This window comes from Amycolatopsis sp. CB00013, assembly GCF_001905755.1.
Taxonomy (GTDB): Bacteria; Actinomycetota; Actinomycetes; order Mycobacteriales; family Pseudonocardiaceae; genus Amycolatopsis; species Amycolatopsis japonica.
Genome location: NZ_LIWC01000002.1, coordinates 431383 through 457425 on the forward strand (window position 1 = coordinate 431383; position 26043 = coordinate 457425).

General features: G+C 69.0%; 27 protein-coding genes. 12 read left to right on the forward strand and 15 right to left on the reverse strand.

All coding sequences use genetic code 11. The features are described 5' to 3' along the window. Nucleotides 1–28: 28 nt before the first annotated feature. From AMK34_RS12005 to AMK34_RS12015, 3 genes are read right to left on the reverse strand one after another with little or no spacing between them, the layout of a single operon-like run. A complete protein-coding gene (locus AMK34_RS12005) occupies nt 29–1258 on the reverse strand; it encodes an amidohydrolase (RefSeq protein ID WP_073845247.1) in 1230 nt (409 codons plus the stop codon). Between the two features lie 11 nt (nt 1259–1269). Beyond that, nucleotides 1270–1752, reverse strand: a complete 483-nt coding sequence (locus AMK34_RS12010) for a GNAT family N-acetyltransferase (protein ID WP_073845249.1) — start codon at nt 1750–1752, stop codon at nt 1270–1272. A 1-nt stretch (nt 1753) separates the two neighbouring features. Further along, nucleotides 1754–2659 carry an aldose 1-epimerase family protein gene (locus AMK34_RS12015; protein WP_073845251.1) on the reverse strand — a complete coding sequence of 302 codons (906 nt, stop codon included), beginning with the start codon at nt 2657–2659 and terminating at the stop codon, nt 1754–1756. 52 nt (nt 2660–2711) lie between these two features. Here AMK34_RS12015 and AMK34_RS12020 point away from each other — a divergent pair, with 52 nt between their 5' ends. Next, nucleotides 2712–4220 carry a fatty acyl-CoA synthetase gene (locus AMK34_RS12020; RefSeq protein ID WP_073845253.1) on the forward strand — a complete coding sequence of 503 codons (1509 nt, stop codon included), beginning with the start codon at nt 2712–2714 and terminating at the stop codon, nt 4218–4220. Here AMK34_RS12020 and AMK34_RS12025 read toward each other — a convergent pair. Next, a complete protein-coding gene (locus AMK34_RS12025) occupies nt 4197–4982 on the reverse strand; it encodes an aminoglycoside adenylyltransferase domain-containing protein (RefSeq protein ID WP_073845254.1) in 786 nt (261 codons plus the stop codon). The genes AMK34_RS12020 and AMK34_RS12025 overlap by 24 nt on opposite strands. A 195-nt stretch (nt 4983–5177) precedes the next feature. Here AMK34_RS12025 and AMK34_RS12030 point away from each other — a divergent pair, with 195 nt between their 5' ends. Genes AMK34_RS12030 through AMK34_RS12040 form a run of 3 tightly spaced genes read left to right on the forward strand, consistent with a single transcriptional unit; the run spans nt 5178 to nt 7395 of the window. Continuing rightward, complete coding sequence (locus tag AMK34_RS12030; protein WP_073845256.1) at nt 5178–5741, forward strand: TetR/AcrR family transcriptional regulator; 564 nt, start codon at nt 5178–5180, stop codon at nt 5739–5741. Further along, on the forward strand, nt 5741–6571 hold the full coding sequence (locus AMK34_RS12035) for an MBL fold metallo-hydrolase (RefSeq protein ID WP_073845258.1): 831 nt from the start codon (nt 5741–5743) through the stop codon (nt 6569–6571). The genes AMK34_RS12030 and AMK34_RS12035 overlap by 1 nt, the downstream gene beginning before the upstream one ends. Continuing rightward, nucleotides 6568–7395 carry an MBL fold metallo-hydrolase gene (locus AMK34_RS12040; RefSeq protein WP_038507963.1) on the forward strand — a complete coding sequence of 276 codons (828 nt, stop codon included), beginning with the start codon at nt 6568–6570 and terminating at the stop codon, nt 7393–7395. Before AMK34_RS12035 ends, AMK34_RS12040 begins: the two co-directional genes overlap by 4 nt. On the opposite strand, the gene AMK34_RS12045 is transcribed toward AMK34_RS12040, so the two are convergent. From AMK34_RS12045 to AMK34_RS12065, 5 genes are all read right to left on the reverse strand, one after another. Further along, nucleotides 7392–8777 carry an APC family permease gene (locus AMK34_RS12045; protein ID WP_073845260.1) on the reverse strand — a complete coding sequence of 462 codons (1386 nt, stop codon included), beginning with the start codon at nt 8775–8777 and terminating at the stop codon, nt 7392–7394. The genes AMK34_RS12040 and AMK34_RS12045 overlap by 4 nt on opposite strands. A 95-nt stretch (nt 8778–8872) precedes the next feature. Continuing rightward, nucleotides 8873–9457, reverse strand: coding sequence for a DUF3558 family protein (locus AMK34_RS12050; protein WP_073845262.1), 585 nt, complete (start codon nt 9455–9457; stop codon nt 8873–8875). A 24-nt stretch (nt 9458–9481) separates the two neighbouring features. Then, nucleotides 9482–10765, reverse strand: a complete 1284-nt coding sequence (locus AMK34_RS12055; protein WP_073845264.1) for an MFS transporter — start codon at nt 10763–10765, stop codon at nt 9482–9484. 356 nt (nt 10766–11121) lie between these two features. Beyond that, the gene (gene pdxH / locus AMK34_RS12060; RefSeq protein ID WP_038507957.1) at nt 11122–11817 is read right to left on the reverse strand and encodes a pyridoxamine 5'-phosphate oxidase; all 696 of its coding nucleotides are present in this window, start codon (nt 11815–11817) and stop codon (nt 11122–11124) included. 471 nt (nt 11818–12288) lie between these two features. Further along, nucleotides 12289–12660, reverse strand: a complete 372-nt coding sequence (locus tag AMK34_RS12065; protein ID WP_038507956.1) for a hypothetical protein — start codon at nt 12658–12660, stop codon at nt 12289–12291. A gap of 389 nt (nt 12661–13049) precedes the next feature. Between AMK34_RS12065 and AMK34_RS12070 the strand changes: the two genes are divergently transcribed. Genes AMK34_RS12070 through AMK34_RS12100 form a run of 7 tightly spaced genes read left to right on the forward strand, consistent with a single transcriptional unit; the run spans nt 13050 to nt 19810 of the window. After that, complete coding sequence (locus AMK34_RS12070; RefSeq protein WP_037348008.1) at nt 13050–14054, forward strand: ABC transporter substrate-binding protein; 1005 nt, start codon at nt 13050–13052, stop codon at nt 14052–14054. Then, nucleotides 14051–15004, forward strand: a complete 954-nt coding sequence (locus tag AMK34_RS12075; RefSeq protein WP_073845266.1) for an ABC transporter permease — start codon at nt 14051–14053, stop codon at nt 15002–15004. The genes AMK34_RS12070 and AMK34_RS12075 overlap by 4 nt, the downstream gene beginning before the upstream one ends. Beyond that, complete coding sequence (locus AMK34_RS12080; RefSeq protein WP_073846262.1) at nt 15001–15789, forward strand: ABC transporter ATP-binding protein; 789 nt, start codon at nt 15001–15003, stop codon at nt 15787–15789. The genes AMK34_RS12075 and AMK34_RS12080 overlap by 4 nt, the downstream gene beginning before the upstream one ends. Before the next feature lie 2 nt (nt 15790–15791). Then, nucleotides 15792–18416, forward strand: a complete 2625-nt coding sequence (locus AMK34_RS12085) for a sensor histidine kinase (protein ID WP_073845268.1) — start codon at nt 15792–15794, stop codon at nt 18414–18416. Continuing rightward, nucleotides 18413–18838, forward strand: a complete 426-nt coding sequence (locus tag AMK34_RS12090; RefSeq protein ID WP_005156032.1) for a roadblock/LC7 domain-containing protein — start codon at nt 18413–18415, stop codon at nt 18836–18838. Before AMK34_RS12085 ends, AMK34_RS12090 begins: the two co-directional genes overlap by 4 nt. A 20-nt stretch (nt 18839–18858) precedes the next feature. Then, nucleotides 18859–19239, forward strand: a complete 381-nt coding sequence (locus AMK34_RS12095) for a DUF742 domain-containing protein (RefSeq protein WP_034308529.1) — start codon at nt 18859–18861, stop codon at nt 19237–19239. Next, nucleotides 19217–19810, forward strand: a complete 594-nt coding sequence (locus AMK34_RS12100) for a GTP-binding protein (RefSeq protein ID WP_038507950.1) — start codon at nt 19217–19219, stop codon at nt 19808–19810. Before AMK34_RS12095 ends, AMK34_RS12100 begins: the two co-directional genes overlap by 23 nt. 72 nt (nt 19811–19882) lie before the next feature. Here AMK34_RS12100 and AMK34_RS12105 read toward each other — a convergent pair whose 3' ends face one another. Continuing rightward, nucleotides 19883–20503 carry a TetR/AcrR family transcriptional regulator gene (locus tag AMK34_RS12105; protein WP_073845270.1) on the reverse strand — a complete coding sequence of 207 codons (621 nt, stop codon included), beginning with the start codon at nt 20501–20503 and terminating at the stop codon, nt 19883–19885. A 91-nt stretch (nt 20504–20594) separates the two neighbouring features. Between AMK34_RS12105 and AMK34_RS12110 the strand changes: the two genes are divergently transcribed. Next, a complete protein-coding gene (locus AMK34_RS12110) occupies nt 20595–21686 on the forward strand; it encodes a lipase family protein (protein ID WP_038507948.1) in 1092 nt (363 codons plus the stop codon). 258 nt (nt 21687–21944) lie between these two features. Here the strand turns inward: AMK34_RS12110 and AMK34_RS12115 are convergent, their stop codons facing one another. The 5 genes from AMK34_RS12115 to AMK34_RS12135 are packed head-to-tail and all read right to left on the reverse strand — an operon-like array spanning nt 21945 to nt 26031. Beyond that, nucleotides 21945–22649, reverse strand: a complete 705-nt coding sequence (locus tag AMK34_RS12115) for an urease accessory protein UreD (RefSeq protein ID WP_073845272.1) — start codon at nt 22647–22649, stop codon at nt 21945–21947. Further along, nucleotides 22646–23353 (reverse strand): urease accessory protein UreG, encoded by a 708-nt coding sequence (ureG, locus tag AMK34_RS12120; protein ID WP_037348019.1) that lies wholly within the window; start codon nt 23351–23353, stop codon nt 22646–22648. Before ureG ends, AMK34_RS12115 begins: the two co-directional genes overlap by 4 nt. Next, nucleotides 23343–24017 carry an urease accessory protein UreF gene (locus AMK34_RS12125; protein WP_073845274.1) on the reverse strand — a complete coding sequence of 225 codons (675 nt, stop codon included), beginning with the start codon at nt 24015–24017 and terminating at the stop codon, nt 23343–23345. Before AMK34_RS12125 ends, ureG begins: the two co-directional genes overlap by 11 nt. Next, on the reverse strand, nt 24017–25738 hold the full coding sequence (locus tag AMK34_RS12130; RefSeq protein ID WP_073845276.1) for an urease subunit alpha: 1722 nt from the start codon (nt 25736–25738) through the stop codon (nt 24017–24019). Before AMK34_RS12130 ends, AMK34_RS12125 begins: the two co-directional genes overlap by 1 nt. Continuing rightward, nucleotides 25738–26031: an urease subunit beta gene (locus tag AMK34_RS12135; protein WP_073845278.1), complete on the reverse strand. Its 294-nt coding sequence runs from the start codon at nt 26029–26031 to the stop codon at nt 25738–25740. The genes AMK34_RS12130 and AMK34_RS12135 overlap by 1 nt, the downstream gene beginning before the upstream one ends. Between the last annotated feature and the right edge of the window lie 12 nt (nt 26032–26043).

Genomic DNA, 26043 nt, shown 5'->3' on the forward strand with positions numbered 1-26043 from the left:
ACATCACACCCCAAGCCTGAGATCCGGCTCAGGCCTCGCGGTAACGCCGGTCTTCGGCGACGCCGACCCCGGTCTCCTCGTCGAAGTGGTAGACCTCGCGACCGCGCACGAACACGCGCATCGCCCGGTTCATCACGTCCAGCGGGTCGCCCGACCAGATGACCACGTCGGCGTCGAGGCCCGGCTTCAGCGAGCCGACCTGGTCGTCGAGGTCCAGCATCGCGGCCGGGTTGACGGTCAGCGCCTTCAGCGCGGTCTCCGGGTCGAGCCCGTCCTTCACCGACAGCGCGGCCTGGTACACCAGGAAGTTGATCGGCACGACCGGGTGGTCCGTGGTGATCGCGATCTTCACGCCCGCCCTGGCGAGGATGCCGGGCGCGCGCAGCGTGCGGTTGCGCAGCTCCACTTTGGATTTGGTGGTGAACAGCGGCCCGAGGATCACCGGCACGTCCCGTTCGGCGAGCAGATCCGCGATCAGGTGGCCTTCGGTGCCGTGGTTGATCACCAGTTTGTAGCCGAACTCGTCGGCCAGCCGGATCGCGGTGACCATGTCGTCGGCGCGGTGGACGTGCTGGTCCCAGTACAGCTCCCCGTCCAGGACCTTGGCCAGCGTCTCCTTGGTGAGGTCAACGTCGAACGGCTTGCCCTCGCCGGCGGCGTGCTCGCGCTGGGCGGCGTAGTTGCGCGCGGCGGTGAAGGCGTCGCGGATGGTCGACGCGACGCCGAGCCTGGTCGACGGCGTCTGCTTCTTCTCGCCGTACACGCGCTTCGGGTTCTCGCCGAGCGCGCTCTTCACGCTGACGCCCTCGGCGAAGATCATGTCGAGCACGGTCCGGCCCCAGGTCTTGACGCCGATCGTCTGCCCGCCGATGGGGTTCCCCGAGCCGGGTTTGATGACGACGCTGGTGACGCCGCCCGCGAGCGCGTCGTCGAAACCGGGCTCGTACGGGTCGATCCCGTCGATCGCGCGGAACCGCGCGCCGTTGGGGTCGGTCATCTCGTTGGTGTCGTTCCCGGACCAGCCTTCGCCGTCTTCGTGCACGCCGAGGTGGGCGTGCGCGTCGATGAACCCGGGCAGCACCCAGCTGCCCGCGGCGTCGATCAGTTCGGCGTCGTCGGGGATGTCGACGTCGGCGTCCGTGCCGACCGCGGCGATCTTCCCGTTCTCGATGAGGACCGTGCCGCCGTCGATGGGATCACCGTCGACCGGGACGACGTAACCACCGACGATGGCCTTGACCTGTGCTTTGTCAGACATACTTTGACACGCTAACGAACTGGGCCGCCGGTCCGCACGCGGGGCTTTTCGAAATGGACCAGTTCGTAGTGCTTCTCGCGCGTGCGGTGCGTCTCGACGTAGCCGAGCTTCCGGTACATCCGCAGCGGCCCCGCGCTCCGCTCCCCGGTGAACAGGCGGAACACGGTCACCGAAGGCGGCGCGGCGTCTTCGGCGGCGAGCAGCAAGGAGCTGCCGAGGCCGTGTCCCTGCCTGTCCGGGGCGACGATGAGCCTGCCGACGAGACCGGCGCCGCCGTCCACGACGATCCGGACGCTCGCCACCAGCCGCCCGGATTCCCTGATGCCCCAGGTGGAACACGCGGGATCACCCAGAGCCGCTTTGGTCTGCTCGAAGGTCTCCGTCAGCGGCCGGAGGTCGATGTTCTCGTGCGCCCTGGCCTCCGGGACGTACGCCGCGCGCTGCAGTGTGAGCACCTCGCCCGCGTCGGCGGGCCCCAGGCGGAGCAGCGACATCTCAGCGCACCCGGATTCCCCAGCTCCCGGTCCACGACGACGCGGGCTCCAGCTCGATCAGGTCGGTGCCGGTGTTGAGCGCGTCGGCGGGACAGGTCATCGGCTCGATCGCCACCGCCCGGCCGCGGCCGACCAGGTCGTCCGGGGTGAAGACCTGCGCCCAGCGGAAATCCGGCCCGGCCCAGACCAGCAGCTCCCGGTCCTCGTGCGAGAGGACGTGATGGTGGTTGCCGTCCTCGGCGACGGCCAGCCCGCCGAACGCCGTGTCCAGGTCGACACCTTCGAGCAGCTTGCCGGACCGGAAGTCGTACTCGGTCCCCTCGACGTCCTGCTCGTCGGCGTACGGCATCTGCTCGTCGCCGAGATACGGCCGGACGCGGCTCGCGGGCAGCGTCAGGGTCAGCTCGTCGGTGGGCACGTCGCCGATGCGGAAGTACGGGTGCGTGCCGAGCCCGACTCCGATGGGGCTCTCGCCCTCGTTGCGGATCTCATGCGTGACGACCAGCTCGCGCGGCGAGATCTCGTAGGTGATCGTCGCGTGCAGCGGCACCGGCCAGCCTTCCTGCGCCGGGACGTCGATGGCCAGGGTGATCGACGACTCCGCGTGTTCGAGGAGCTCCCACTCCTCGTGCCTGGTCAGGCCGTGGATCGCGTTGCCGCGCGCCTCTTCGGTGATCGGGAGCTGCTGTTTCTCGCCGTGGTAGTCCCACTGGCCGCCCTTGGTGCGGTTCGGCCAGGGCAGCAGTACCTGCCCGGCGCCCTTCGGTGGCTTCTCGTCCTCGGCGAACGCCTCGACGTAGGGCACCCCGCCGACCTCGAACGCGCGCAACCCGGCACCGATCTCGGTGACGACGGCTCGCGCGTTGCCGCGGGTGATCTCGAACTGCTCTCCGGTGGGATTGGCCATGCCGACGAGGTTACTGTGAGAACGCCACGCCCGGACGAAGGAGACCGCCGCGATGACCGTTCCCGGCTACCCCAGCACCGTCGGCCGCGTTCTGGAACGGAGCGCGCGCCGCGTCCCGGGCCGGGTCGCCCTCACGTTCGCCGATCGCGTGTGGACGTACGCGGAACTCGACCGCGCGGCGGGCCGGGTCGCGGCGAAGCTGCTCGATCGCGGGCTCGTCCACGGTGACCGGGTCGCGGCCTTCGGCAAGAATTCCGACGCGTATCTGTTGCTGTACCTCGGTTGCGCGCGGGCCGGGCTGGTGCACGTGCCGGTGAACTTCAACGCCCGCGGCGAGGAACTCGAGTACCTGCTCACGCAGTCCGAGCCCGCCGTCGCCTTCGTCGACCCCGCGCTGGCCGAGCACGTCGGTATCGAGCATGTGTCCACAGTGGACGTTCTGGAGTGGGCACTGGACGAAGCCGTCGTGCCGCACGAGGAATCCGGGGTCTCGGACGACGACCTCGTCCAGCTGCTCTACACGTCCGGGACGACCTCGCGGCCGAAGGGCGCGATGCTCACCCATCGCGCGCTGGTGCACGAGTACTCGTCCTGCATCGCCGCGCTCGATCTGAGCGACCGCGACGTGCCGCTGCACGCGTTGCCGTTGTACCACTCGGCGCAGATGCACGTGTTCCTCATGCCCGGGCTGGCCGTCGGCGCGACGAACCATCTCGTCGAGGGGCCCGATCTCGGCGACATCCTGGCGCGGATTCCCCGCCAGGGCATCACTTCCCTGTTCTTCCCGCCGACCGTCTGGGTGGGACTCGCGAACCATCCCGGCCTCGCGGACGCGGATCTGAGCTGCCTCACCAAGGCGTACTACGGCGCGTCGATCATGCCCGTCCCGGTGCTGAACGCGCTCCGCGCGCGGCTGCCGGAAGTCGGGTTCTACAACTGCTTCGGTCAATCGGAGATCGGTCCACTCGCGACGGTCCTGCGGCCCGAAGAGCACAACGCACGCCCGGATTCCGTCGGCCGCCCGATCCTTTTCGTCGAGACGCGGGTGGTGGACGCCGAGATGAACGACCTCCCGCCGGGCGAACTCGGCGAGGTCGTCTATCGCTCTCCCCAGCTGTGCACGGGTTACTGGGGCAAGCCCGAGGAGTCGGTGGAGGCTTTCGCGGGCGGCTGGTTCCATTCCGGTGATCTGGTGCGGCAGGACGAAGAAGGCTATCTGTTCGTCGTCGACCGGATCAAGGACGTCGTCAACACCGGCGGCGTGCTCGTCGCGTCGCGCGAGGTGGAAGACGCGCTGTACGCGCATCCCGCCGTGGCCGAGGTCGCCGTCGTCGGCCTGCCACACGAACGGTGGATCGAGGCGATCGCCGCGGTGGTCGTGGTGAAGGAACCCGTCGACGAAGCGGAACTGATCGAGTTCGCCAAGAAGTCGCTGGCGGCACACAAGGTGCCGAAGTCGGTGCATTTCGTCGGCGAACTGCCGAAGAACGCGTCCGGCAAGCTGCTCAAACGCGAGCTGCGGCAACAGTTCGGCGGGTCAGCGTCGGCGATCGGCGTCTAGCGACTCGGCGTACGCGGCGAATTCGCAGGCCGCTTCGAGGCTGCCCGGACGCGGCGGATCGCCGGGGTCCCAGCCGAGTTCGCGGTCTTGGAGCACCTGCGTGAGCAACGGGCGCCAGCGCGGATCGAGCCGCTCGCGCGCCCATTCGAGGGCGCCTCGTTTCGACTCGACCTCGGCCGTGCGCAACGTGTAGAGCACGCGGCAACAAGTCGACACGATGTAGCGCTGCGTCCAGGCGATGTCGAAGGGCGCCCACGTCCGGACGCCGTCGACCAAGCCGTGCAGCTCCTCGCGCATCGCCGCGCGCATCGCGTCCGGCGGCGGCTCGTCGACCAGGCTCGCGATCGGCGGGCCGTCGAGCACGATGCCCTTATGGCGCAGGATCCAGCGCGTGTGGAGGCTGTTGCAGTGGGTGTCCCAGATCAGGACGCGATGGCCGTGGTCGCAGTACAGCCACGGAGTGCCGAGCCCCTGACTGGTCTTCAGTGACGCGATGTCCGCGTAAGAGCCCTCGATTTCCTTGCACCAGAAGCCTTCTCCGGTGGGGAGTTCGTCATGGAGCACGCGGAGGTCGGCTTCGACCCGGCCGCTCGGCGGTTCGGTGGTCGCGATGATGAAGTCGCAGTCGCTGTGGAGGTCACCGGCGCCGAGCGCGAAGGAGCCCTGGACGTACGCGCCGACGTAGGTGTCGCCGAGGATCTCGCGGGCCGAGGCGACCAGGCCGGTGAGGACCTGGTCGAGTTCGGCGTAGGGCGTGTACACGGGTCGGACGTTACCTGCCTTGTGAGCGGCAAGACGCGACTCACGTGATCAGACACGTAACTCACGTGATCAGACGCCGAACTCATGAGTGCGGCGTCTGATCACGCGAGTTACGCCTCCAATCACGCGAGATCGGAGTTGGATCACCCGAGATTTACTAGACCGGTCGTCATAGTTTGAGCTACAGTCGGCCACATGGTTCGCCGCACCGACACCCGGCAGCGCATGCTCGACTCCGCCGCCGACCTCTTCCACCAGCAGGGTTACCACGCCACCGGGCTCAACCAGCTCGTCGCCGCCGTCGGCGCGCCCAAGGGCTCGCTCTACTTCCACTTCCCCGGCGGCAAGGAGCAGCTGGCCGCCGAGGCCATCCGCCAGTCCGCCGACCGGCTCTGCGAGCAGCTGCGCACGATCGCCGCGAACGCGCCCGACATCGTCACCGGTATCGAGAACGTGGTCGACGCGCTGGCGACCTCGTTGGAGGAGTCGGATTTCCAGCGCGGCTGCCCGCTGGCGACGGTCGCGCTCGACGCGTCGGGGGACAGCGAGGCGATCCGCCAGGCCTGCGCCGACGGCTACAAGTCCTGGCACACCGTCATCGCCGACGCGCTGGACACCGACAAGGCGGACCAACTGGCGACGGTCGTCCTCGCCGCCATCGAGGGCGGCTTGCTGCTGGCCAAGACGTTGCACGACACCGCGCCACTGCGCGCGATCGCCCCTCACCTCCGCGCTACACTCGAACGGGAGCTCTCCTGATGCGCGTCCATCACCTGAACTGCGGAACCATGCGGCCGATCGGCGGCAAGCTCGTCGACGGCAAGCCCGGGCTCTTCCGCCGCGCCGAGCTGATCTGTCACTGCCTTCTGCTGGAGACCGACAACGGGCTCGTGCTCATCGAGACCGGTGTCGGGACCCCCACCGTCACCCGGCCGGTCGAATGGCTCGGCGCCGGTTTCGTCCGGCTGGTGCACCCCGACAGCGACGACGACCTCAGCGCCACCACCCAGATCCGCAAGCTCGGCTTCGACCCGGCCGACGTGCGCGACATCGTGCTCACCCACCTCGACCTCGACCACGCGGGCGGGCTCGTCGACTTCCCCCAGGCACGGGTCCACGTCCACGCCCGCGAGCTCCAGGCACTGGAGAAGCCGATCGACCGCAAGGAGGCGAGCCGCTACCGCAAGGTCCAGTTCGACCATGGGCCGGTCTGGCGCTCGTACCGCGCCGACGGCGAGCCGTGGTTCGGTTTCGACGCGGTCCGCGAGCTCGAAGGCGTCCCGGACGTCCTGCTCATCCCCCTCGCCGGGCACACCCGCGGCCACGCCGGGATCGCGATCGACACGGGTGACGGTTGGCTTCTCAACGCGGGCGACGCCGTCTTCCACGGCGGCGAACTGGAGCAAAAGCCGCACATCCCCGCCGCTTTGGGCTTCTTCGAGTCGTACATGCAGACGGAGAAGACGGCACGACTGGACAACCAGCGCCGGCTGCGCGAACTTGTCAGTAACAACGGTGCCGAAGTGACGGTCTTCGCCGCGCACGACGCCACCGCATTCGAACGGCTCAGCCAGAGGAGCAGGCTATGAAGGTGCACCACCTGAACTGCGGCACGATGCGCGCACCGGGAGGCAAGCTGCTCGACGGCCAGCCCGGGCTCCTGCGCCGCTCGGAGCTGGTGGCGCACTGCCTGCTCATCGAGACCGGCGACGGCCTCGTGCTGGTGGACACCGGCTTCGGCCGCAAAGGAGTCGCGAACCCCGGCGCCTGGCTCGGCACGCCGTTCACGATCATGGTCGGCGCGAAGCCGGTCGAGACGGAGACTGCGGCCCACCACGTCGAGGCGCTCGGCCACAAGCTCGAAGACGTCCGGCACATCATCTGCACCCACCTCGACGTCGACCACGCGGGCGGGCTCGCGGACTTCCCGAACGCCGTCGTGCACGTCCGCACCGCGGAGCACGACGCGGCGACGGCGCCGTCGAACCAGAGCGAGAAGCTCCGCTTCCGCGCCAACCAGTTCGCCCACCGTCCACTGTGGAGCATGTACGACGAGGCAGGCGACGACTGGTTCGGCTTCCAGGCCGTCCGCGAGCTGAAGGGCCTGCCGCCGGAGATCCTGCTGGTGCCGCTCGCAGGACACACCAAGGGCCACACCGGTGTCGCGGTCGACACCGGCGACGGCTGGCTGCTGCACGCGGGCGACGCGTACTTCTTCCACGGTCAGATGGACCCGGTGAAACCGCATTGCCCGCCGGGGATGACCGCGTTCCAGAACATGGTGCAGACGCTGCGCAAACCGCGCTTGGAGAACGTCGAGCGGCTGCGCGAGCTGAGCCGAGAACACGCCGACGACGTCACCGTGTTCTCGGCCCACAGCCCGGTGGAGTACCAGGCGCTCAGCCGCGGCTAGCCGACCGGCGGCTCGATGGGCCGCCGGTCTTCTTCACTGTGCGTGGCCCGCATGACGAGCCAGTTGATCCCCCACAGCACGATGCCGACGCCGAGCAGGATCGCGGCGACCTTGTAGTCGCGCGCGGGCCGTCCGGACAACGGCGTCACCAGGTAGACGCAGAAGATCGCGGCCAGCACCGGGACGATCGTCGGCGCGCGGAAATGCTTGTGCGAAACCTTTTCCTTGCGCAGCACCAGCACCGCGACGTTGACGATGGCGAACACCGCCAGCAGCAGCAACGCCGTGGTGCCGCCGAGCACGCCGATGTCCACAAAGGACACCAGGGCGATCGCGATCAGGCTGGTGAACACGATCGCCACCCACGGGCTGCGGCGGAACGGGTGCACGGTGCCCAGCTGCTTCGGGATGATCCGCTGGTTCGCCATGCCGTAGAGCAGGCGGCTGGCCATCAGCATGTTGATCAGCGCCGAGTTGATGACCGCGAACAGACCGATCGCGGAGAACACCTCGCGCGGGAAGCCGGGTGCCCCGACGTCGAGCACCTTCAGCAGCGCGCTGCTCTTGGCCGCCGCCAGATCGTCCGCGGGCACGAGCAGCGAAGAGGTCACCGAGACCATGATGTAGATGGTCGCGGCGATGACCATGCCCCACAGCATCGCCTTCGGGAAGATCCGGATCGGGTCCTTGCACTCCTCGGCCATGTTCACCGAGTCCTCGAAACCGACCATCGCGAAGAACGCCAGCGACGTCGCCGAGGTGATCGCCACCAGCATCGTCTGGTTCTCGGTGTCGAACTCGACCAGCCGCGAGGCGTCCCCGTTGCCGTTCAGCACCGCCCACACGCCGACCCCGATGATGATCAGCAGACCGCCGATCTCGATGCAGGTCAGCACCACGTTGGTCTTCACCGATTCGGAGACCCCGCGGAAGTTGATCAGCGCGAGGCCGATCACGAACAGGATCGCCACCAGCGGCATCGGCGCGGTGATGAACTCCTTGAGATACGTGTCCCCGAACGCCTTCGCCGCCGACGAGGCCGACGTGATCCCGGAGCACATCACCGCGAACGCCACCATGAAGGTGAGGAAGCGGATCTTGAACGCCTTGTGCGTGTAGAGCGCGGCCCCCGCCGCCTGCGGGTACTTCCCGACCAGTTCCAGGTAGCTGAACGCGGTCATGAACGCGACCACGAACGCGATCAGGAACGGCAGCCAGAGCGCGCCGCCCACCCGGCCCGCCACCTGCCCGGTGAGCGCGTAGACGCCCGTCCCGATGATGTCCCCCACCACGAAGAACAGCAGGAGCTTGGAACCCATGACCCGTTTGAGGCTCGGCTGACCGGCCGGACCGGTCTGTTCTGTTGTCGTCGTGTCCGCCATGCGGCAAGAGTGTGCCGCATCACGTCTGTGGCCGACAGTCCGATTTGGTCAGTTCTTCGTCACGGGTTGACGAAGGCCGCTTCTGGGTAAATCGCTCAGTTGGCGTCGACCGCGGTCTTCACCAACGGGGTCATCATGTCCTGCGTCATCTTCGCCGGACCGGTGTAGTTGACCAGCACCGGGACGTTGTCCACGAGTTCGGCGGCCGCCAGCGTCGCGGTCTTGTTCTCGTCGGTGTAATAGATGGCGCCCTCGCCGACACCGGCGACGTCCTTCGCGTTCTGCTTCGCCTTCTTCAGCGCCGCGACCATCTCGGCGGGCTTGATCTTGTTGCCTTCGAACCGGGTCACGGCGAGCGCGCCGATCTGCTTGCCGGCGGCCGAGTAGACGCAGCTCTTGGCCTTGCCCCCGTTGGCGGCGTTGTCCTGCACCGGGCCCGGCGCCGACGTCACGCCCTGGATGGAGACGGCCTTGCCGACGGCCTCGGCGGGCAGCAGCGCGCACGGCTCCTTCGCACCGGCGCCACCGGTGGGAGCGGGCGACGAACTCGGCGCGGCGGAGGGCGAGGGGGCCTGGCTCGACGGCTTGGCCGCGTTGTCCGTCTTCTCATCGCCGGACGAGCAGGCGGAAAGGGTCGCGATGACAGCGGCGAACAGGATGATCGCCCGTGAAATACGCATGGGCCCGACGATAGACCGAACGGCTCAGTCCACCGGGGCCCGGTACCGCCAGAAGGACGGGATCAGCAGCGCCGCGCCGACGACCAGCACGATGACCAGCACCCCGCCGCCGGAGGCCGCGGCGGCAGTGCCGACACCGGCCGCGGCCCAGCCGTGGGTGAGGTCGGCGATCCGCGGACCGCCCGCGACGACGACGGTGAACACGCCCTGCAGCCGTCCGCGCATCTCGTCGGTGGTGGCGACCTGCAGGATCGACATCCGGTAGATCGCGCTGACCATGTCGGCCGCGCCGGCGAGCGCCATGAAGAACACCGCGAGCCACAGCGAGTTCGCGAGCCCGAAACCGGCGACCGCGGCGCCCCAGACGCAGACCGAGACGATCACGCCCGCGCCCTGGTTGCGGATCCTGGTCAGCCAGCCGGAGAACAGGCCGATCAGCATCGCGCCCGCGGGCAGCGCCGCGTACAGCCAGCCCAGCGCCGGACCGCCGCCGGGCGGATCGCCGAAGGTGCGCTCCGCCATCTCCGGGATCAGCGCGCGCGGCATGCCCGCGACCATCGCGATGATGTCGACGAGGAACGAGGCCAGCAGGATCTTCTGGGTGGCCAGGTATTTGAAGCCGTCGATGATGTCGCGGATCCCGGCCCGGCGCGCGATCTCGCCGAGCGGCGGGATCGGGGGTAGCCGGTAGACCGCGACGAGGGTCAAGGTCAGCGCGAGGACGTCGATCAGGTAGAGCGTCGAGAGGCCGAGGATCGGGATCAGCGAACCGGCGAGCAGCGGGCCGAAGACCGCGCCGAAGGTGGCCATCGTGCTGCTCAGCGCGGTCGCGGGCGCGATCAGGTTGTCCGGGACCAGCCGGGCCACGACGGCGCTGCGGGTCGGCATGTTGACCGCGAAGAACGCTTGGTTGACCGCGAGCAGGCCCAGCACGAGCCAGACGGAGCCGACGTTCAGGAACGCCTGGAGCCACAGGACCACCGAGGTGAGCGTGACCCCGACGTTGGTGACGAGGAGCAGCTTGCGGCGGTCGACGGCGTCCGCGATGGCGCCGCCCCAGAGTCCGAAGACGAGCAGCGGGATCAGGGCGACCAGGCCGGTCAGGCCGACGTACGCGGACGATCCGGTGAGGTCGAAGACCTGTTTGGGGACCGCGACGGCGGTGAGCTGGCTGCCGATCGCGGTGACCGCGGTGGAGAGCCAGAGGCGGCGGAACGCGGGGATCTTGAGCGGCCGGGTGTCGACGACGATCGAGCCGAACAGCTTGCGGACGCCTTTGCGCTGCTCAACCCCCACGTCGTCACTCACAACCCGACAGCTTAGCCGCGCTAACTAACCATCCGCGCGCGATTTATGTCACCCGGTGGCCGAAGGGGCCTTTCCCCACGTCAGACGCGGTGAAGGGAGCTTTCACCTCATGAGACGCGGCGAAAGTCCCCTTCAGCCCCCATCCGTAACCGCACCGAGCCCCGGGCGACCCAACGGTCTCCCGGGAGCGCGCCAGCGCGACGGGGAGACTTCACCGTCGAGCGCCCTCTTTCGGGCCGAAGGCCCACGAAAACGCGATGAAGGGGCTCCCTCCGCTCCCAACGCGAGTGGCAAGCGGTCCGGGCGCCCCTTCGGCGCGCTTTTCGTCAGCGCTCGACAAAAAACACAGACAAAAATTACGGCGCGACGCGCTCGATCTGCCAGCCGTCGTCGGTCCGCACGTAGCGGAGCCTGTCGTGCATACGGTCCTCGCGGCCCTGCCAGAACTCGACGACGTCGGGCCGGATGCGCCACCCGCCCCAGTGCGGCGGGAACGGGATGTTCTCGACGTCGGCGAAGCGGCGCTCGATGCCGTGCAGCGCGGTTTCGAGGGCACGGCGGCCGTCGACGACGCGGGACTGCGGCGAGGCCCAGGCCCCGAGCTGCGAACCCCGCGGGCGGGACGCCCAGTACTCGGCGGTCTCGGCGACGTTGACCTTCTCCACCTCGCCGCGCACGTGGACCTGCCGCTGCAGGGGGTACCAGGGGAAGGTGACCGACGCGTAGCGCGTCGCGGTGAGGTCGTGGCTCTTGGTGGAGGTGTAGTTCGTGTAGAACACGACGCCGCGCTCGTCGAGGCCCTTGCACAGGACGGTCCGGGAGGACGGCCTGCCCTCCGGGTCGGCCGTGGCGAGCACCATCGCGTTCGGTTCGGCGATCCCGGCGGAGACGGCCTGGTTCAGCCAGTCCTGCAGTTGGTCGGTCCAGGTCTCCGCCAGCGCGGACTCGTCGAAGGCCGCCCCTTCGTAGGCCACCCGCATCCCGGGCAGGCGCACGACGGCGTTGTCTCCGTCGGCAGCGCCAGCAGCGCCGTTCTTGATCTCCGGCATCATCCGCCAAACCTCCGTACCCGGTCGGGGCATCTGTGACTTCGGCTTTGCCGCCGACGGTATTGCCTCCGACGCGGCGGCGAAACCCACTGAACGGTGACACCCGCCACCCCTGCTGGATCATCTGTGTGTAGCCGCCGGACCGCAAGCCGTCACCTCCCCGTTACCCGACCGAGCCTGATCGATCAAGGTCGAACGTCGGTCCCGCGAAATCGCGTCCGCCTCCACAAACGGCGGAAATGCCCTGGACAGACCGGGTCCGCGCGGATCGGCGAGGAATTCTTTCCACTTTGTTTCGCCGGTATTTCGGCGAGCCGCGAACAATTCTTCCGGTTTTCACGACGGCGCCCGCGCCCACCGGAGCCAATTCTGTCGATTGACAGAAATTACCGCCCGGAACATCTCCCCCGGATGTGTCAGCGAGGGCCGGCTCCGGGACGGCAATTCGCGTCCCGAAACCGGCCTTCGCTTCTGTCAGTTCGTGACAGTGAACTCCGCGCGGACGATCCAGCCCCAGCAGTCGTAAGCCGCCGTGTAGCGCCCCGGCACCGTCCCCACCGGACCGTCGCCGCGCAACGCGACACCGATGCCGCCGGTGCCGCCGTCGCCCACCACCCGCAAGGGGATCGGGGCGGCGAGACCGTCCGCGACGAGGGACGTCGCGAGCTCGCCCGCACCGGACGGGCGCAGGCAGTAGATGTCCGCGGTGACCGTCCCACCTGCGACGACGGCGCTCGGGCTGATGACCAGACTGGACGGTCTGGTCGCGTTCGCCTGCCCCGCACCGAGCAAAGTGGACACGAGCGCCGCCCCCGCGACGCACGCCGCGGCCGAACGAATTTTCATCCTCTGCTCCCTCCCGAAGGGCGGGCGAAGATTCACCCGCCACCCGATGGACGTACGACGTCCGGGACCGGGTTGTCCATCAGGCGAGAGTCCGCCCATTGGGGCGAACGGCCGGATTTAGCAGAATGTGACAGCGAATCGTGCAAGAGCCGACGATCACACTAGGTAGACCTTGCGCCACTCGATAGGATCGCCGCCGAGAGCAACGGGGTGATCACCTCTATCCAATACGTTCAGAGGTTTGGATGGGACGGCCGGGTGTGCGGCCGCGCCATCCGCCATTGCCGGCCGGGCTTCCCCGAGGGAGTTCGACACCGGTCGATCAGTCCTGCGCTCGAACAGCCGGAACTTTCCACGCCCGAGTTACTCCCCTTCCCCAGGAGTGCGTTGTGATTTCCCGTTCCCGCCGTCTGATGACGGCGTTGTTGTGCGCCCTTTCGCTGGCGGGCGTGACCGCCCTTTCGGCTTGTTCCGACAGCACGGCCGCCTCCGGCACCAAGGTCACGATCGGTTACAGCGCCTGGCCGGGGTGGTTCCCGTGGGCGGTCGCCCAGGAGAAGGGCCTCTTCGAGAAGAACGGCGTGAACGTCGACCTGAAGTGGTTCGACAGCTACACCGAGAGCATCAACGCCCTCTCCTCGGGCGCGATCGACGCCAACAGCCAGACCCTGAACGACACCCTCGCCTCGGTCAGCGGTGGCGCGAAGCTGTCGGTGGTACTGGTCAACGACAACTCGACCGGCAACGACAAGATCATCGCCCGCCAGGGCATCACCGGCGTCGCCGACCTCAAGGGCAAGAAGATCGCCGTCGAACAGGGCACCGTCGACCACTACCTGCTGCTGCTCGCGCTGCAGGAGGCCAAACTGACCGAGAAGGACGTCGAAATCGTCCCGCTGCTGACCGACGCCGCCGCGGCCGCGTTCGTCGGCGAGCAGGTCGACGCCGTCGCCGCCTTCGCCCCCTTCACCTCGAAGGCGCTCGAGCGCCCCGGCAGCCGCGCGATCGCGACGTCGGCCGAGTTCCCCGGCGCCATCCCGGACCACCTGGTCGTCTCCGAGCAGATGTCGAAGGAGCGCAAGAAGGAGGTCCAGGCGCTGGTGAACACCTGGTTCGAGACGATCGACTGGATCAAGCAGAACCGCGAAGAGGCCGTGAAGATCATGGCGAAACGCGGCGCGGTGTCGATCGACGAGTACAAGTCCTACGACGCGGGCACCACGATCTTCACCAAGCAGCAGAACCTCGACGCGTTCACCCCCGGCGTCACCCCGGCCCACCTGAACTTCCAGGCGGGCAAGATCGCCGACTTCATCGTCTCCAACGGGCTCGCCCAGAGCCGCCCGAACTTCGACGGGCTGTTCGACGACCAGTACGTCAAGGCGGTGAAGTGAGCGCCACCGACGCGGCGGGGCGGGCCGCTCAGCGGACGGACGCCGCTGACGAGGCCGAAGCGCGCCGTCTCGAAGACGAGCAGCGGCTCGCCGAGGCGCAGGAAGAGCGGCGCGGCGCGCGACCGGACTGGTCGCCGCTGCCCCGCCGGGCGGGCCTCAAGCCGAACGCCTCCCCGCTGCTTTCACTGCGGACGCCGATCTCCGCCCGCTGGCGGTGGACGCTGGCGGCGGCCTCGTTCGTGATCCCGTTGCTGATCTGGGTGACGCTGAACGCACTCGGCACGATCAAGCCGATGTTCCTCCCGACGCCGGTCGCGGTGTTCGACGCGCTGGTGAAGATGATCGAGTCGGGTGAGCTGTTCAGCGACCTCTGGGCCACCACTCAGCGCGTGCTGCTCGGCTTCGGGCTCGCGATCCTCGTGTCCGTGCCGCTCGGCATCGTGATGGGGACGTTCGACGCGGGGCTGGCGCTGTTCGAGCCGGTCATCGCGATGCTGCGCTATCTGCCGGCGAGCGCGTTCATCCCGCTGCTGATGATCTGGCTCGGCCTCGGCGAACCGTCGAAGGTCGCGGTCCTGTTCCTCGGCACGGTCTTCTTCAACACGCTGATGATCGCCGACGCCGTCCGCGGGGTGCCGCGATCGCTGATCGACGTGTCCTACACGCTCGGCGCGCGGCGCGGCGAAGTGCTGCGGAAGGTGATCGTCCCGCACGCGCTGCCCGGGATGATCGACGCGACCCGCGTCAACGCGGCGGCCGCGTGGAACTTCGTGGTGGTCGCCGAACTGATCAACGCCACCGCCGGGCTCGGCCTGCGGATCATGCGGGCGCAGCGGTTCACCCAGACCGACCGGATCTTCGCGCTGCTGATCGTGATCGGCCTGCTCGGGCTGGTCATCGACATCGCGCTGCGGCTCCTGCGGGCCAGGGTCGGGAAGTGGGCGGCATGACCCTTCAGCTGAAAGCGGTCGCCAAGGACTACACGGTCCGTGGCAAGACCACCCGCGCGCTCGACGGGATCGACCTCGACGTCGCGCGCGGCGATTTCGTCTGCGTCGTCGGCGCGAGCGGATCCGGCAAGTCGACCCTGCTGTCGCTGATCGCCGGGCTGACCGAACCGACCGAGGGCCTGATCACCCTCGACGGCGACGCCGTGACCGGGCCCGGCCCGGATCGCGGGCTGGTGTTCCAGCACGGCGCGCTGTACCCGTGGCGCACGGTGGAGAGCAATGTCGCGTTCGGACTCGAACTGCTGAGCCTCGACAAGGCAGAGCGGGCGCGCCGGATCGACTGGTATCTCGACGAGACCGGGCTCGGCCACCTGCGGAAGTCGTTGCCCAAACAGCTTTCCGGCGGGCAGAAGCAGCGGGTCGCGATCGCGCGGGCGCTGGTGTGCGAGCCCGACGTGCTGCTGCTGGACGAACCCTTCGGCGCGCTGGACGTCCAGACCAAAGAGGACATGCAGGTCCTGATCCGCCGGATCTGGACCGACACGCACACCACCGTGCTGATGGTGACCCACGACGTCGAGGAGGCCGTGTTCCTCGGCGGGCGCGTCGTGGTGCTGGCCTCGGATCCGGGCCGGGTGGCCGCGGACATCGTGGTCGACCTGCCCGCCGAACGCGACCTCGCGGTCAAACGCGCGCCCGAGTTCGTCTCGTTGCGCGCGTCCATCGAAGACCTCGTCCGGGAACAGCACCGCGGACACCTCGGGCGGAGCCGGGGAGAAAGGTGACCATGAGGCACGGGAAGTCCCGGCCGGAACGCACGGCACGGTCCGGGTTGCTCGGCAGACTCGGCATCCGGGGCAAGCTCAACCTGCTCCTGATGCTGCCGCTCACCGCCGTGGTCCTGGTGTCTGTGCCTTACGTCGCCGGGGAAATCGACGACGCCCGGTCCGCCCGCACCACCGCCGACGTCGCGTCGCAGGCCCGCGCGCTCGGCACGCTCGCCTGGGAACTGCAGCGCGAGCGGCTGCTGACGGCGCACTACATCGCGTCCACGTCGGCTGGCGGTTCGGCGATGCTGAAGCAGCAGGGCGTGGTCGCGGAAACGGTGAACCAGGTGCGGTCGGGGCTGAGCGCCGACGCGCCGGAAGAACTCGCGGCGGCACTGGTGCGCATCGGGTCGCTGAACGAGATCCGGGAGAACGCGCTGCGGCGCGGTGCCTCACTCGACAGCGTGGCGCGGACGTATCACGCGGTGATCGACGCGGTCATCAACGCGCTCCGTCTCGTCCCGCAGCAGACCAGTGACGCGGCGGGCACCCAGCAGCTGACGGCGCTCGACGCGCTGCTGCGCGCGAACGAGGAGAACTCGTTGCGCGGGATGGCGTTGATCATCGTGCTGGTCACCCCGGAATCGGGGGCGCCGGTGCTGGCCGACGCGAAGCAGCAGTCGTCGCTGTTCCTCGAACGGTTCGTGCAGCAGGCCGACGTCACCCAGGCCACGCAGGTCGTCGCGGTCGAGCAGGGTGAGACGGGCCGCCGGGTCGACGCGCTGGAGGCCAGGCTCGCTGAGGCCAAGGGCCCGCAGGCCGTGCAGAACCTGCTGCCCGACATCCTCGGCGCCGTCGACGCCCAGTCGAACCAGCGACGGATCACCCAGGACGCGGTCACCACCGGCATCACCGACGCGGCGACCGCGCGAGCGGACGCGGCGCAGAACCTGGCGTGGACGATCGGTATCGGCGCCGGTGTGCTGTTCCTGCTGGTCGGCGGGCTCGCGATCGCGGTCAGCCGGTCGATCGCGGATCCGCTGCGGAAGCTGACCACGGCGGCGACGTCGGTCGCGGACCTCGCGAGCACCGAACTCGTCCGCGTCACCGACACCGAGCAGGCCGAGGAACTCGCGCCGCGGCTGGCCACCATCGACGTGTCCTCGCAGGACGAACTCGGCAAGCTGGCCGAGGCGTTCAACCGGGTGCAGGCCACCGCGGCCGAACTGGTGGAACGGCAGGCCGTCACGCGGCGCAACGTCGGCCTCATGTTCGCCAACGTCGCGAAGCGCACGCAGAACCTGGTGGGCAGGCAGCTGGCGCTGGTCGACGAACTGGAGCGCAACGAGCAGGACGTCGCCCTGCTGGCGAGCCTCTACCGGCTCGACCACCTCTCCACCCGCCTGCGCCGGAACGCGGACAACCTGCTCGTCGTCTCGGGAAACCGGGACGAGGCAAGGATTTCCGGCCCGATCGAACTCTCGACGGCGCTGCGTTCGGCACTCGCGGAGATCGAGGACTACCAGCGGGTGCGGCTCGGCTCGATGGGCGACGTCCTGCTGTCGTCGCCGTTCGGCTCCGATCTGGTGCTGATCTTCGCCGAGCTGCTGGAGAACGCGACGTCGTTCTCCCCGCCGGAGTCCTTTGTGGACGTCGGCACGAAGATCCTGCCCGACGGCTCCTGCCTGATCGTGATCGTGGACCAGGGCATCGGCATGACCGCGGAACGGCTCGCCGAGGAGAACCGGCGGCTGGTCGAACGCGAGCGGCTCGAGCTGGCGCCGACCAGTGTGCTCGGGCTGTTCGTGGTCGGACGGCTCGCGCGGCGGCACGGCCTCAAGGTCGAGCTGACCGAGACCGAGCCGGGCGCGGGTATCACCGCGCGGCTCACCGTCCCGCCGAATCTGCTGACCTACCGGCCGCCCACGCCGAAATCCGTCCCGGCGCCGCCGGTGTGGCCGACGGCGGAACCGGGTGACGAGCCCGCACCGCCGTCGCTGCCCGAGCCGCGGCAGAAGACGGCTCCGAGCGAACCGCCGACGCTCGCGATCGCCGGGATGATCCCGCGCGACGGCAGGCAGCCCAAGGACTTCCGGTGGTTCCGCAAGACCGACGGAGAGATCTTGGAACCACCTCCCCTGCCTGCGCCGGTGCCTGAGCCCGTCTACCAGGCTCCCGCGCCGACGCTCACCGCCGCCGATCCCGGCGAGACCCGAGGCGGGCTGCGGCGGCGGGTCAAGGGCGCGCAGCTTCCCGGTGCCCCCGAAGCGCCGGCGCGGCAGAAGTCCAGGCATGATCCAGAAGCGGCCAAGGCGGCCTTCGACGGGTTCGAGGCCGGACTCGCGAAGGCCACCGCACCACCAGCACCACCGGCCGCCGCCCCGGCGCCGATGCCGACCCCGACACCGGTGCCCGCCGCCTCCCGCGGTGGTCTCACCCGGCGGGTCCCCGGCGCGCAACTGGCGCCGGGACTGGCGAAAGGTCCGGCCGCGCGGCACCAGACCGCGCGGGCGGCGCTGAACACCACCAAGCCCAAGGGCATGCGTGACCCCGAGGCCGAGCGTGCCGCGTTCGACGCCTTCAGTGACGGGTTGGAGAAAGCCGTCAACCCGGAGATGGAACAGAGAGAGAAGAGCAAGAGATGACGACCGGAGTCAGCGTCGAAGCCCGGAACTTCAACTGGTTGGTGACGCGCTTCGCGCAGAACACGGCGAGCGCGATGGGCGCGATCGCCGTCTCGGCCGACGGCCTGCTGATCGCGATGTCGTCCGAACTGGAACGCGCCAACGCCGACCGGCTGGCCGCGATCTGCTCGGCGATGCTCGGCCTCGCGCACGGTGTCTCCGAGAGCCACCCGCTCGGTTCGCCCGACAAGATCATCATCGAGCTGGAACAGGGCTACCTGCTGGTCTGCACGATCAGCATCGGTTGTTCGCTCGGCGTGCTCGCCACCAAGCAGGCCAGTCTCGGCACGATCGCCTACGAGATGGCGATGTTCGCCAACCGCGCCACCGAGGTGCTCACCCCCGCGCTGATCGAGGAACTCAAGAAGAGCGTCGGCAGCTGAACTGACGAGGGGACAAGGGAATGAGCGACGATCAGGTACCCCAGCCGCGAGGCGCCGAACAGGGCATCTCGCCGCTACGCCCGTATCTGCTCACCGCCGGCCGCGCGCAGCCGGTGGACGGCACGCTCGAAATCGAGGCTCAAGTGCTCACGAGCAGGCTCGGCGCGGCGTCGCACGCGCGGCTGACCTTCGAACGACGGGAGATCGTTTCCCTTTGCCGGGAAACGAAATCCGTCGCCGAAGTGGCGGCGATGCTCGGCCTGCACATCGGCGTGGCCAGGGTGCTCGTGGCGGATCTCGCCGCACTCGGCTACGTCGTGCTCCGTCGCCCGGCGGGAGCCTTCACCCAGGACCTCGGCATGATCGAAAGGGTCATTCGTGGACTCGAAGCAATTCGCTGAACCGGCGTCGGCCAAACCGCCGACACCGGTCAAGATCGTCATCGCCGGCGGGTTCGGGGTCGGCAAGACGACCACCGTCGGCGCGATCTCCGAGATCAAACCGCTGACCACCGAGGCGGCCATGACCTCGGCGGGCGCGGCCGTCGATGGCTCCGGCGGGGAGGTGCCGTCGAAGACCACCACCACCGTGGCGCTGGACTTCGGCTGCATCACCATCGACGAAGAGGTGAAGCTGTACCTTTTCGGCACGCCGGGGCAGGACCGGTTCGGGTTCATGTGGCACGACCTCGTGCTGGGCGCGCTCGGCGCGCTCGTCATCGTCGACACCCGGCGGCTCGACGACTGCTACCCGGCCGTCGACTACTTCGAGAAGGCCGGATTGCCGTTCGTGGTCGGGGTGAACGTCTTCGACGGCTCGCTCAAGCACGACCTCGAAGACGTGCGATGGGCGCTCGCGGTGAGCGAGGACGTCCCGCTGATCACCTTCGACGCGCGGCAGCGCCTCTCCGTGCGGGACGCGCTGCTGGCCGTGCTGCACAACACCTTCCGTCGCGCCTCCGCCGCCTCCTGACGCGTTTCGTCCTCTGAATGCGGTACTTGCGTGTGCAAGGACCGCATCCAGAGGACGAAACGCAGGCGGTGGTCAGGCGGGCCGGGTGATCGCGGCGAGCATCAGGGCCCGGAGTTCGGCGGCGACGTCGGCGACCGGCAGCGGCGGGGTGTGCGCCTGCCACTCGCGCAGCAGACCGGTCGCCGCACCGACGAGCGCGATCGCCGTCAGGTGGTAGTCGCGATCGGGCGCCACGCCGTGCACGGCGGCGTGCCGGGCCTCGGCTTCGATGAACGCGGCCCACCGGTCGACCCATTCCTGGTGCTGTGCCTCCAAAGCGGCGCTGACCCCGACGGCCTCGACGTAGTTCAGCCGCGGCATCCGGGGATCCGAGGTGACAGTGCTGACGAAGACGTCCAACAGCGTCCCGATCCGGGTGACCGCGTCGGCGTCCTCCAGCCGTTCCAGGGTGCCGGTGACATGCTCCAGCGCGAGCGCGTTGATCCGCTCGTGCAGGGTGAGCAGCACCTTCTCCTTGTTCTCGAACTCCTCGTAGAAGTTCCGCGTGGAGACACCCGCGCGGGTGCACAACTCGGTGATCTTCGCCTGCTGGTAGCCCGTCGAGGTGAACAGGTCCAGGGCCGCCAGGAGCAGGCGTTCACGCCGTTCGGCGCGCCGTTGCTCGGGCGCGACCCCGCCATAGGTGCGGGCCACTCGACCTCCCCCGATTCGGTAACAGGGATTGCCAGATGCTAGCAACAGCGCCTACATTGCGAAAATCTCGATTACCAAACTGGAGGCAACGGTGCTTCGGACAGTTCTGGTCTCGGCCCTCGCAGCCACCCTGATCGGCGCGCCCGCCGCGCAAGCCGCGCCGAGCGCGCCCGGGGACCTGGTCGACTACAAATCGGTCGTCGCCACTGCCCCGGCGAAGGCCTGGAAACTCCACTACCGCTCCACGTCGGCGACGGGACAGCCGAACACGGTGTCGGGCATCCTGCTGGTCCCGCACACGCCATGGACGAAGGGCGCGCGCCCGCTGGTCAGCTACGCCGTCGGCACCCACGGCCTCGGCGACCGCTGCGCGCCGTCGACCCGGCTGACGAACGGGTCCGAGAACGAAGTCCTCCTGATGAGCCAAGCGCTTTCGCGCGGCTGGGCGGTCGTCGTGACCGACTACGAAGGCCTCGGCACCCCGGGCACGCACACCTACGCCGTCGGCCAGTCCGAAGGCCGGGCCGTCCTCGACGCCGCCCGCGCCGCCTCCCGGGTCCCCGAAGCGGGCCTGTCCAAGACCGGACCGGTCGGCGTTTTCGGTTACTCGCAAGGAGGCCAGGCCGCGGCGTTCGCCGGCGAACTGCAGCCGTCCTACGCACCCGACGTCAACCTGGTCGGCGTCGCGGAAGGCGGCGTCCCGGCGGATCTGAACGCGGTCCTGAAGTTCAACGACGGCGGTCCGGCGTTCGGGCTGGTGCTCGGCGCCGCCGTCGGCTACGCGACCGCATATCCGGAACTGCCGTTCACCGACGTGCTCAACGCGAAGGGCGAGAAGGCCGTCGCGAAGGTCAAGGAAGCGTGCACCGTGGAACTCGGCGCGGCGGCGCCTTTCGCGCGGCTCAACGACTTCACGACCGTTCCGAACGTTTCGTCGGACCCGCGCTGGCAGGCCCGGCTCGGCGAGAACCTGGCGGGCAAGACCAAACCGGGCGCGCCGGTCTTCCTGTACCACGCGTCGCTGGACGAACTGATCCCGCTCGCGGTCGGCAAAGGCCTGCGCGACCGCTACCAGGCCCTCGGCGCCGACGTCACCTGGCAGGAATTCCCGCTGCTGGAACACATCGGTGGCGTCTCGGCCGGCGGGCCCGTCGCGATGACCTGGCTGGGCACGAAGTTCTGACGGGGAGTCGGGGATGATGCGAAAGCCACTTTCGCAACCTTGAAGGTTGCGAAAGTGGCTTTCGCAACGCTTTTCGCCACCCCACGGGCCCCGTCAGCGGACGACACACGTGACCAGACGGACGACACCTGTGATTGAACGGACGACACACCCGAGACCGGATCTCACCGCGTGTCGTCCAGCCGATCACGCGTGTCGTCCGTCTGATCACGCGTGTCGTCCAGTCGCCGACCGAAAACCGGTGGGATCACGAGGCGGCTAGAGCTCGTCGAAGACCCGCAGCGCGGTCACGGCGTCCGGCGCCAAGGAAGTCGTGAGCGTCCCACCGGCGGCGAGCGACGTACGCGACCACCACTCACCGGAAGCCTCGGGCACCACGGGACCACCGACGACCAGATCGGTCGCCAGCACCCGTCGCCCGGCCAGATGCGCGAGACTGGCGTCCAAAGTGGAGTCCCCGATCTCCAACGTCTGCCGCAGCACCGGCATGTCGCCCCGCGTCACATGCTGCGTCGTCACCAGCGAGCCAGGCCGCTCACCCGCCCGCCCCAGGACCAGCACCTCTCGCGTATGCAAGAAGGCGCCAGACGCCAAAGCAGCCCGGAAAACGGCGGTGTGCCGGGCGCGCGCGGTCACCACGGTCGGCTCCGGCAGATACTCCAAAGACCCACCAGCGTCCACGGCGATGTCCACAAGGGACGAACTCCCCTCCCCATGCAGCCCAGGGAGCGCGATCGTCGCCGCCACCCCGGAAAGCCGCAGCGAAGCACCGGCACCGACCCGGACGGTCAGCTTCAGCTCATCGCCACCCAATGGCGAGGTCGCCGAGTTGACCAGGTGCACCACCGCCGTCGCACCAGTGCCCCGCTTGGGAAGGAGCGTGAGCGGCGCCATCGAGCGCAGCTCACGCAGTACGGTCCGGCCGCCCTCGAAGCAGGCGGTCAGCCGCGCGTGCGCCTTCACCCCGCGCGAACCGGGAGCAGCGAGCGGACCCAGTCCGCCACCGCCGGCGCGTTCGGAGTGTCCACAAGGGACTGGGTGATCACCGGCAATTCGCCCCGCATCCGGTGCGCGTCCGAGGTCATCACGTCCATGTCCGCCCCGACCAGATGCGCGATGTCGATCTTGTTGATCACCAGCAGATCCGCCGTCGTCACGCCCGGCCCGCCCTTGCGCGGCACCTTGTCGCCACCGGCGACGTCGACCACGAACACCTGGCTGTCCGCGAGTCCCCGGCTGAACACCGCGGTGAGGTTGTCCCCGCCGCTTTCGATGATCACCAGATCCAGCCCGGGGAACCGCTCCTCCAGCCGTTCGACCGCGTCGAGGTTCGCGGTGATGTCGTCGCGGATCGCGGTGTGCGGGCACGCGCCGGTCTGCACGGCCTCGATCCGCTCCGGGTCGAGCACCCCGGCCTTGCGCAGGAAGTCGGCGTCCTCGGTGGTGTAGATGTCGTTGGTGACGACGGCGAGGTTCACCTCGTCGCCCAGCGCCCGGCACAGCGCCGCGGTGAGCGCGGTCTTCCCGCTCCCCACCGGCCCGCCGATCCCGATCCGGTACGCGCGCCCGGCGGTCGGCGCCTGCTCGTAGTGGTCGGGTTCCGCGGCGGTCGGGTCGAAGTTGACCGGGTGCACATGTCCGTGACCGTGACCATGCTCAGCTGGCAAAGAGACGCACCTCTTCCTGGTGATGCCGGGCGTGTGCCTCGGCGAACAGATCGAGCGCCGGTGAACCCGGCGCCGGGAGATCGGCCGGATCATCGCCCGCGACCTCGGCGGCCCGCCGGGAAACCTCCTGGACCTCGTCCGCGAGGCGGGCCACGACGGCGTTGACGGCGAACGGATCGAGACCGAGCAGCCGCACGGCCGCGCTCGCCGGACCGCTGATCGCGAGATAGGCCACGGCCATCGCGGCGTCGAAGGGCACACCGATCAGCGCTCCGACGATCACCGGATGATGCGGCCGCGGGGTTTCCTTCAGCAGCTGGGAAAGTACCGGCGACGGCCAGGCCGCTTTACCCGCCCGTGCCGTGCCCCGCCCCTGCGCGCGGGAGGCCTCCCGCTGCGCGAGCGAAGGCGTTCTGGCGTCGAGTTCAAGATCGAGCCGCCGCCAGTGTCCACTTCGGACGTTACGAGCCGCCGCGTGCGCCGACGCGGCGGCGAACACCGCGGCCAGCGAACCGGCCGTGCGCAAGCGCCCGGAAAGGAACCCCGGAAGGTCACGTTCGTGCGTGATCAGCTTCCGGGCGACGGCTTCTTCAAGCCCGCCGGAATGGACGTGACCACCGCCGGGGAACCTGGAATCGGCCAAGATGACCGCTGCGGTGTTCATCAGAACAAGAAATACCGTTGCGCCATGGGCAGTTCGGTCACCGGCCGCGGCTCGATCAGCTCCCCGTCGACGTGCACGGCGAAACTGTCCGGCTCCACCCGGATGTCCGGCGTCGCGTCGTTGAGCACCATGTCGGACTTGCCCCGGGACCGGGTGTTCGCGACCGGCACGAGCTTCCGCGCGATGCCGAACCGCTCCGCCACCCCGTTTTCCAGCGCTTCCGGGGCCACGAAATGGAAGCTGCTCGCGGCGGCGATCGCCGGTGCCGCACCGAACATCGGCCGCGCGAGCACCGGCTGCGGCGTCGGGATGGACGCGTTCGCGTCGCCCATCGCCGCCCACGCCGGGAATCCGCCCTTCAGCACCACATGCGGCCGCACCCCGAAGAACTTCGGCTCCCACAGCACGAGATCCGCGAGCTTCCCGACCTCCACCGAGCCGATCTCGCGCTCCATGCCGTGCGCGATCGCGGGGTTGATCGTGTATTTGGCGACATAGCGACGAGCCCGCAGGTTGTCGGCCGCGCCGTCGCCGGGAAGGGCGCCACGCCGTCGTTTCATGACGTGCGCGGTCTGCCAGGTCCGGATGATCACCTCGCCGATGCGGCCCATCGCCTGCGAGTCCGAGCTCATCATCGAGATCGCGCCGAGGTCGTGCAGGACGTCCTCGGCCGCGATGGTCGTCGGCCGGATCCGGCTTTCGGCGAACGCCAGATCCTCGGGCACGGACGGGTTCAGGTGGTGGCAGACGACGAGCATGTCGAGGTGTTCGTCGAGGGTGTTCGCGGTGTGCGGGCGCGTCGGGTTCGTCGACGACGGCAGGATGTTGGGCAGCCCGGCGACCTGGATGATGTCCGGCGCGTGCCCGCCGCCCGCGCCTTCGGTGTGGTACGCGTTGATCGACCGCCCGCCGATGGCGTCCACAGTGGACTCCAGGAAGCCCGCTTCGTTCAGCGTGTCGGTGTGGATCGCGACCTGGACACCGGATTCGTCGGCCACGGTCAGGCAGGCGTCGATCGCGGCCGGGGTGCTGCCCCAGTCCTCGTGCAGTTTGAACCCGCCCGCGCCGGCGGCGAGCTGTTCGCGCAGCGCCTCGTGCCGGACGGTGTTCCCCTTGCCCAGCAACAGGACGTTGACCGGCTGGCCGTCCATCGCCCGCAGCATCCGGCCGAGGTTCCACGCGCCGGGCGTGACGGTGGTGGCCTTGCTGCCCTCGACCGGCCCGGTCCCGCCGCCGACGAGCGTGGTGAGCCCGGACGCCAGCGCGGTGTCGGTCAGCTGCGGGCAGATGAAGTGGACGTGGCAGTCGATGCCGCCCGCGGTGAGGATCTTGCCGTTGCCGGACAGCACCTCCGTGGACGGTCCGACGACCAGAGCGGGGTCGACACCGTCCATCGTGTCCGGGTTGCCCGCCTTGCCGATGCCGACGATCCGGCCGTCGCGGACGCCGACGTCGGCCTTGACGATCCCCCAGTGGTCTAGGATCACCGCGCCGGTGATGATCAGATCGGGCGCGCCTTCGGCCCGGGTCGCCATCCCCTGGCCCATGGATTCGCGGATCACCTTGCCGCCGCCGAACAGCACTTCGTCACCGCTGCCCGACGGCCCCATGCTGCGGTCTTCGGTGACCTCGATGAGCAGATCGGTGTCGGCGAGGCGGATCCGGTCGCCGGTGGTCGGGCCGAACAGTTCGGCGTAGCGCTCGCGATCGATCGACGGCATCAGATCGCCTTCCGCAGTCCGGGCACCGCGCGGTTCCCGGCCAGCGGGACGAGGTCGACTTCGCGTTCGACCCCCGGCTCGAAACGCACGGACGTTCCCGCGGGCACGTCGAGCCGATGTCCCCTGGCGGCTTCGCGATCGAATTCGAGCCCCGGATTGACCGCCGCGAAATGGTAGTGCGAACCGACCTGGACGGGCCGGTCGCCGAGGTTCCGCACGAGCAGCCGGACCCGCGGCCTGCCCGGGTTCAGCTCGACCGGCGTGTCGCCGGTGATGATCTCTCCTGGTCGCACTCGCGGCCCTTT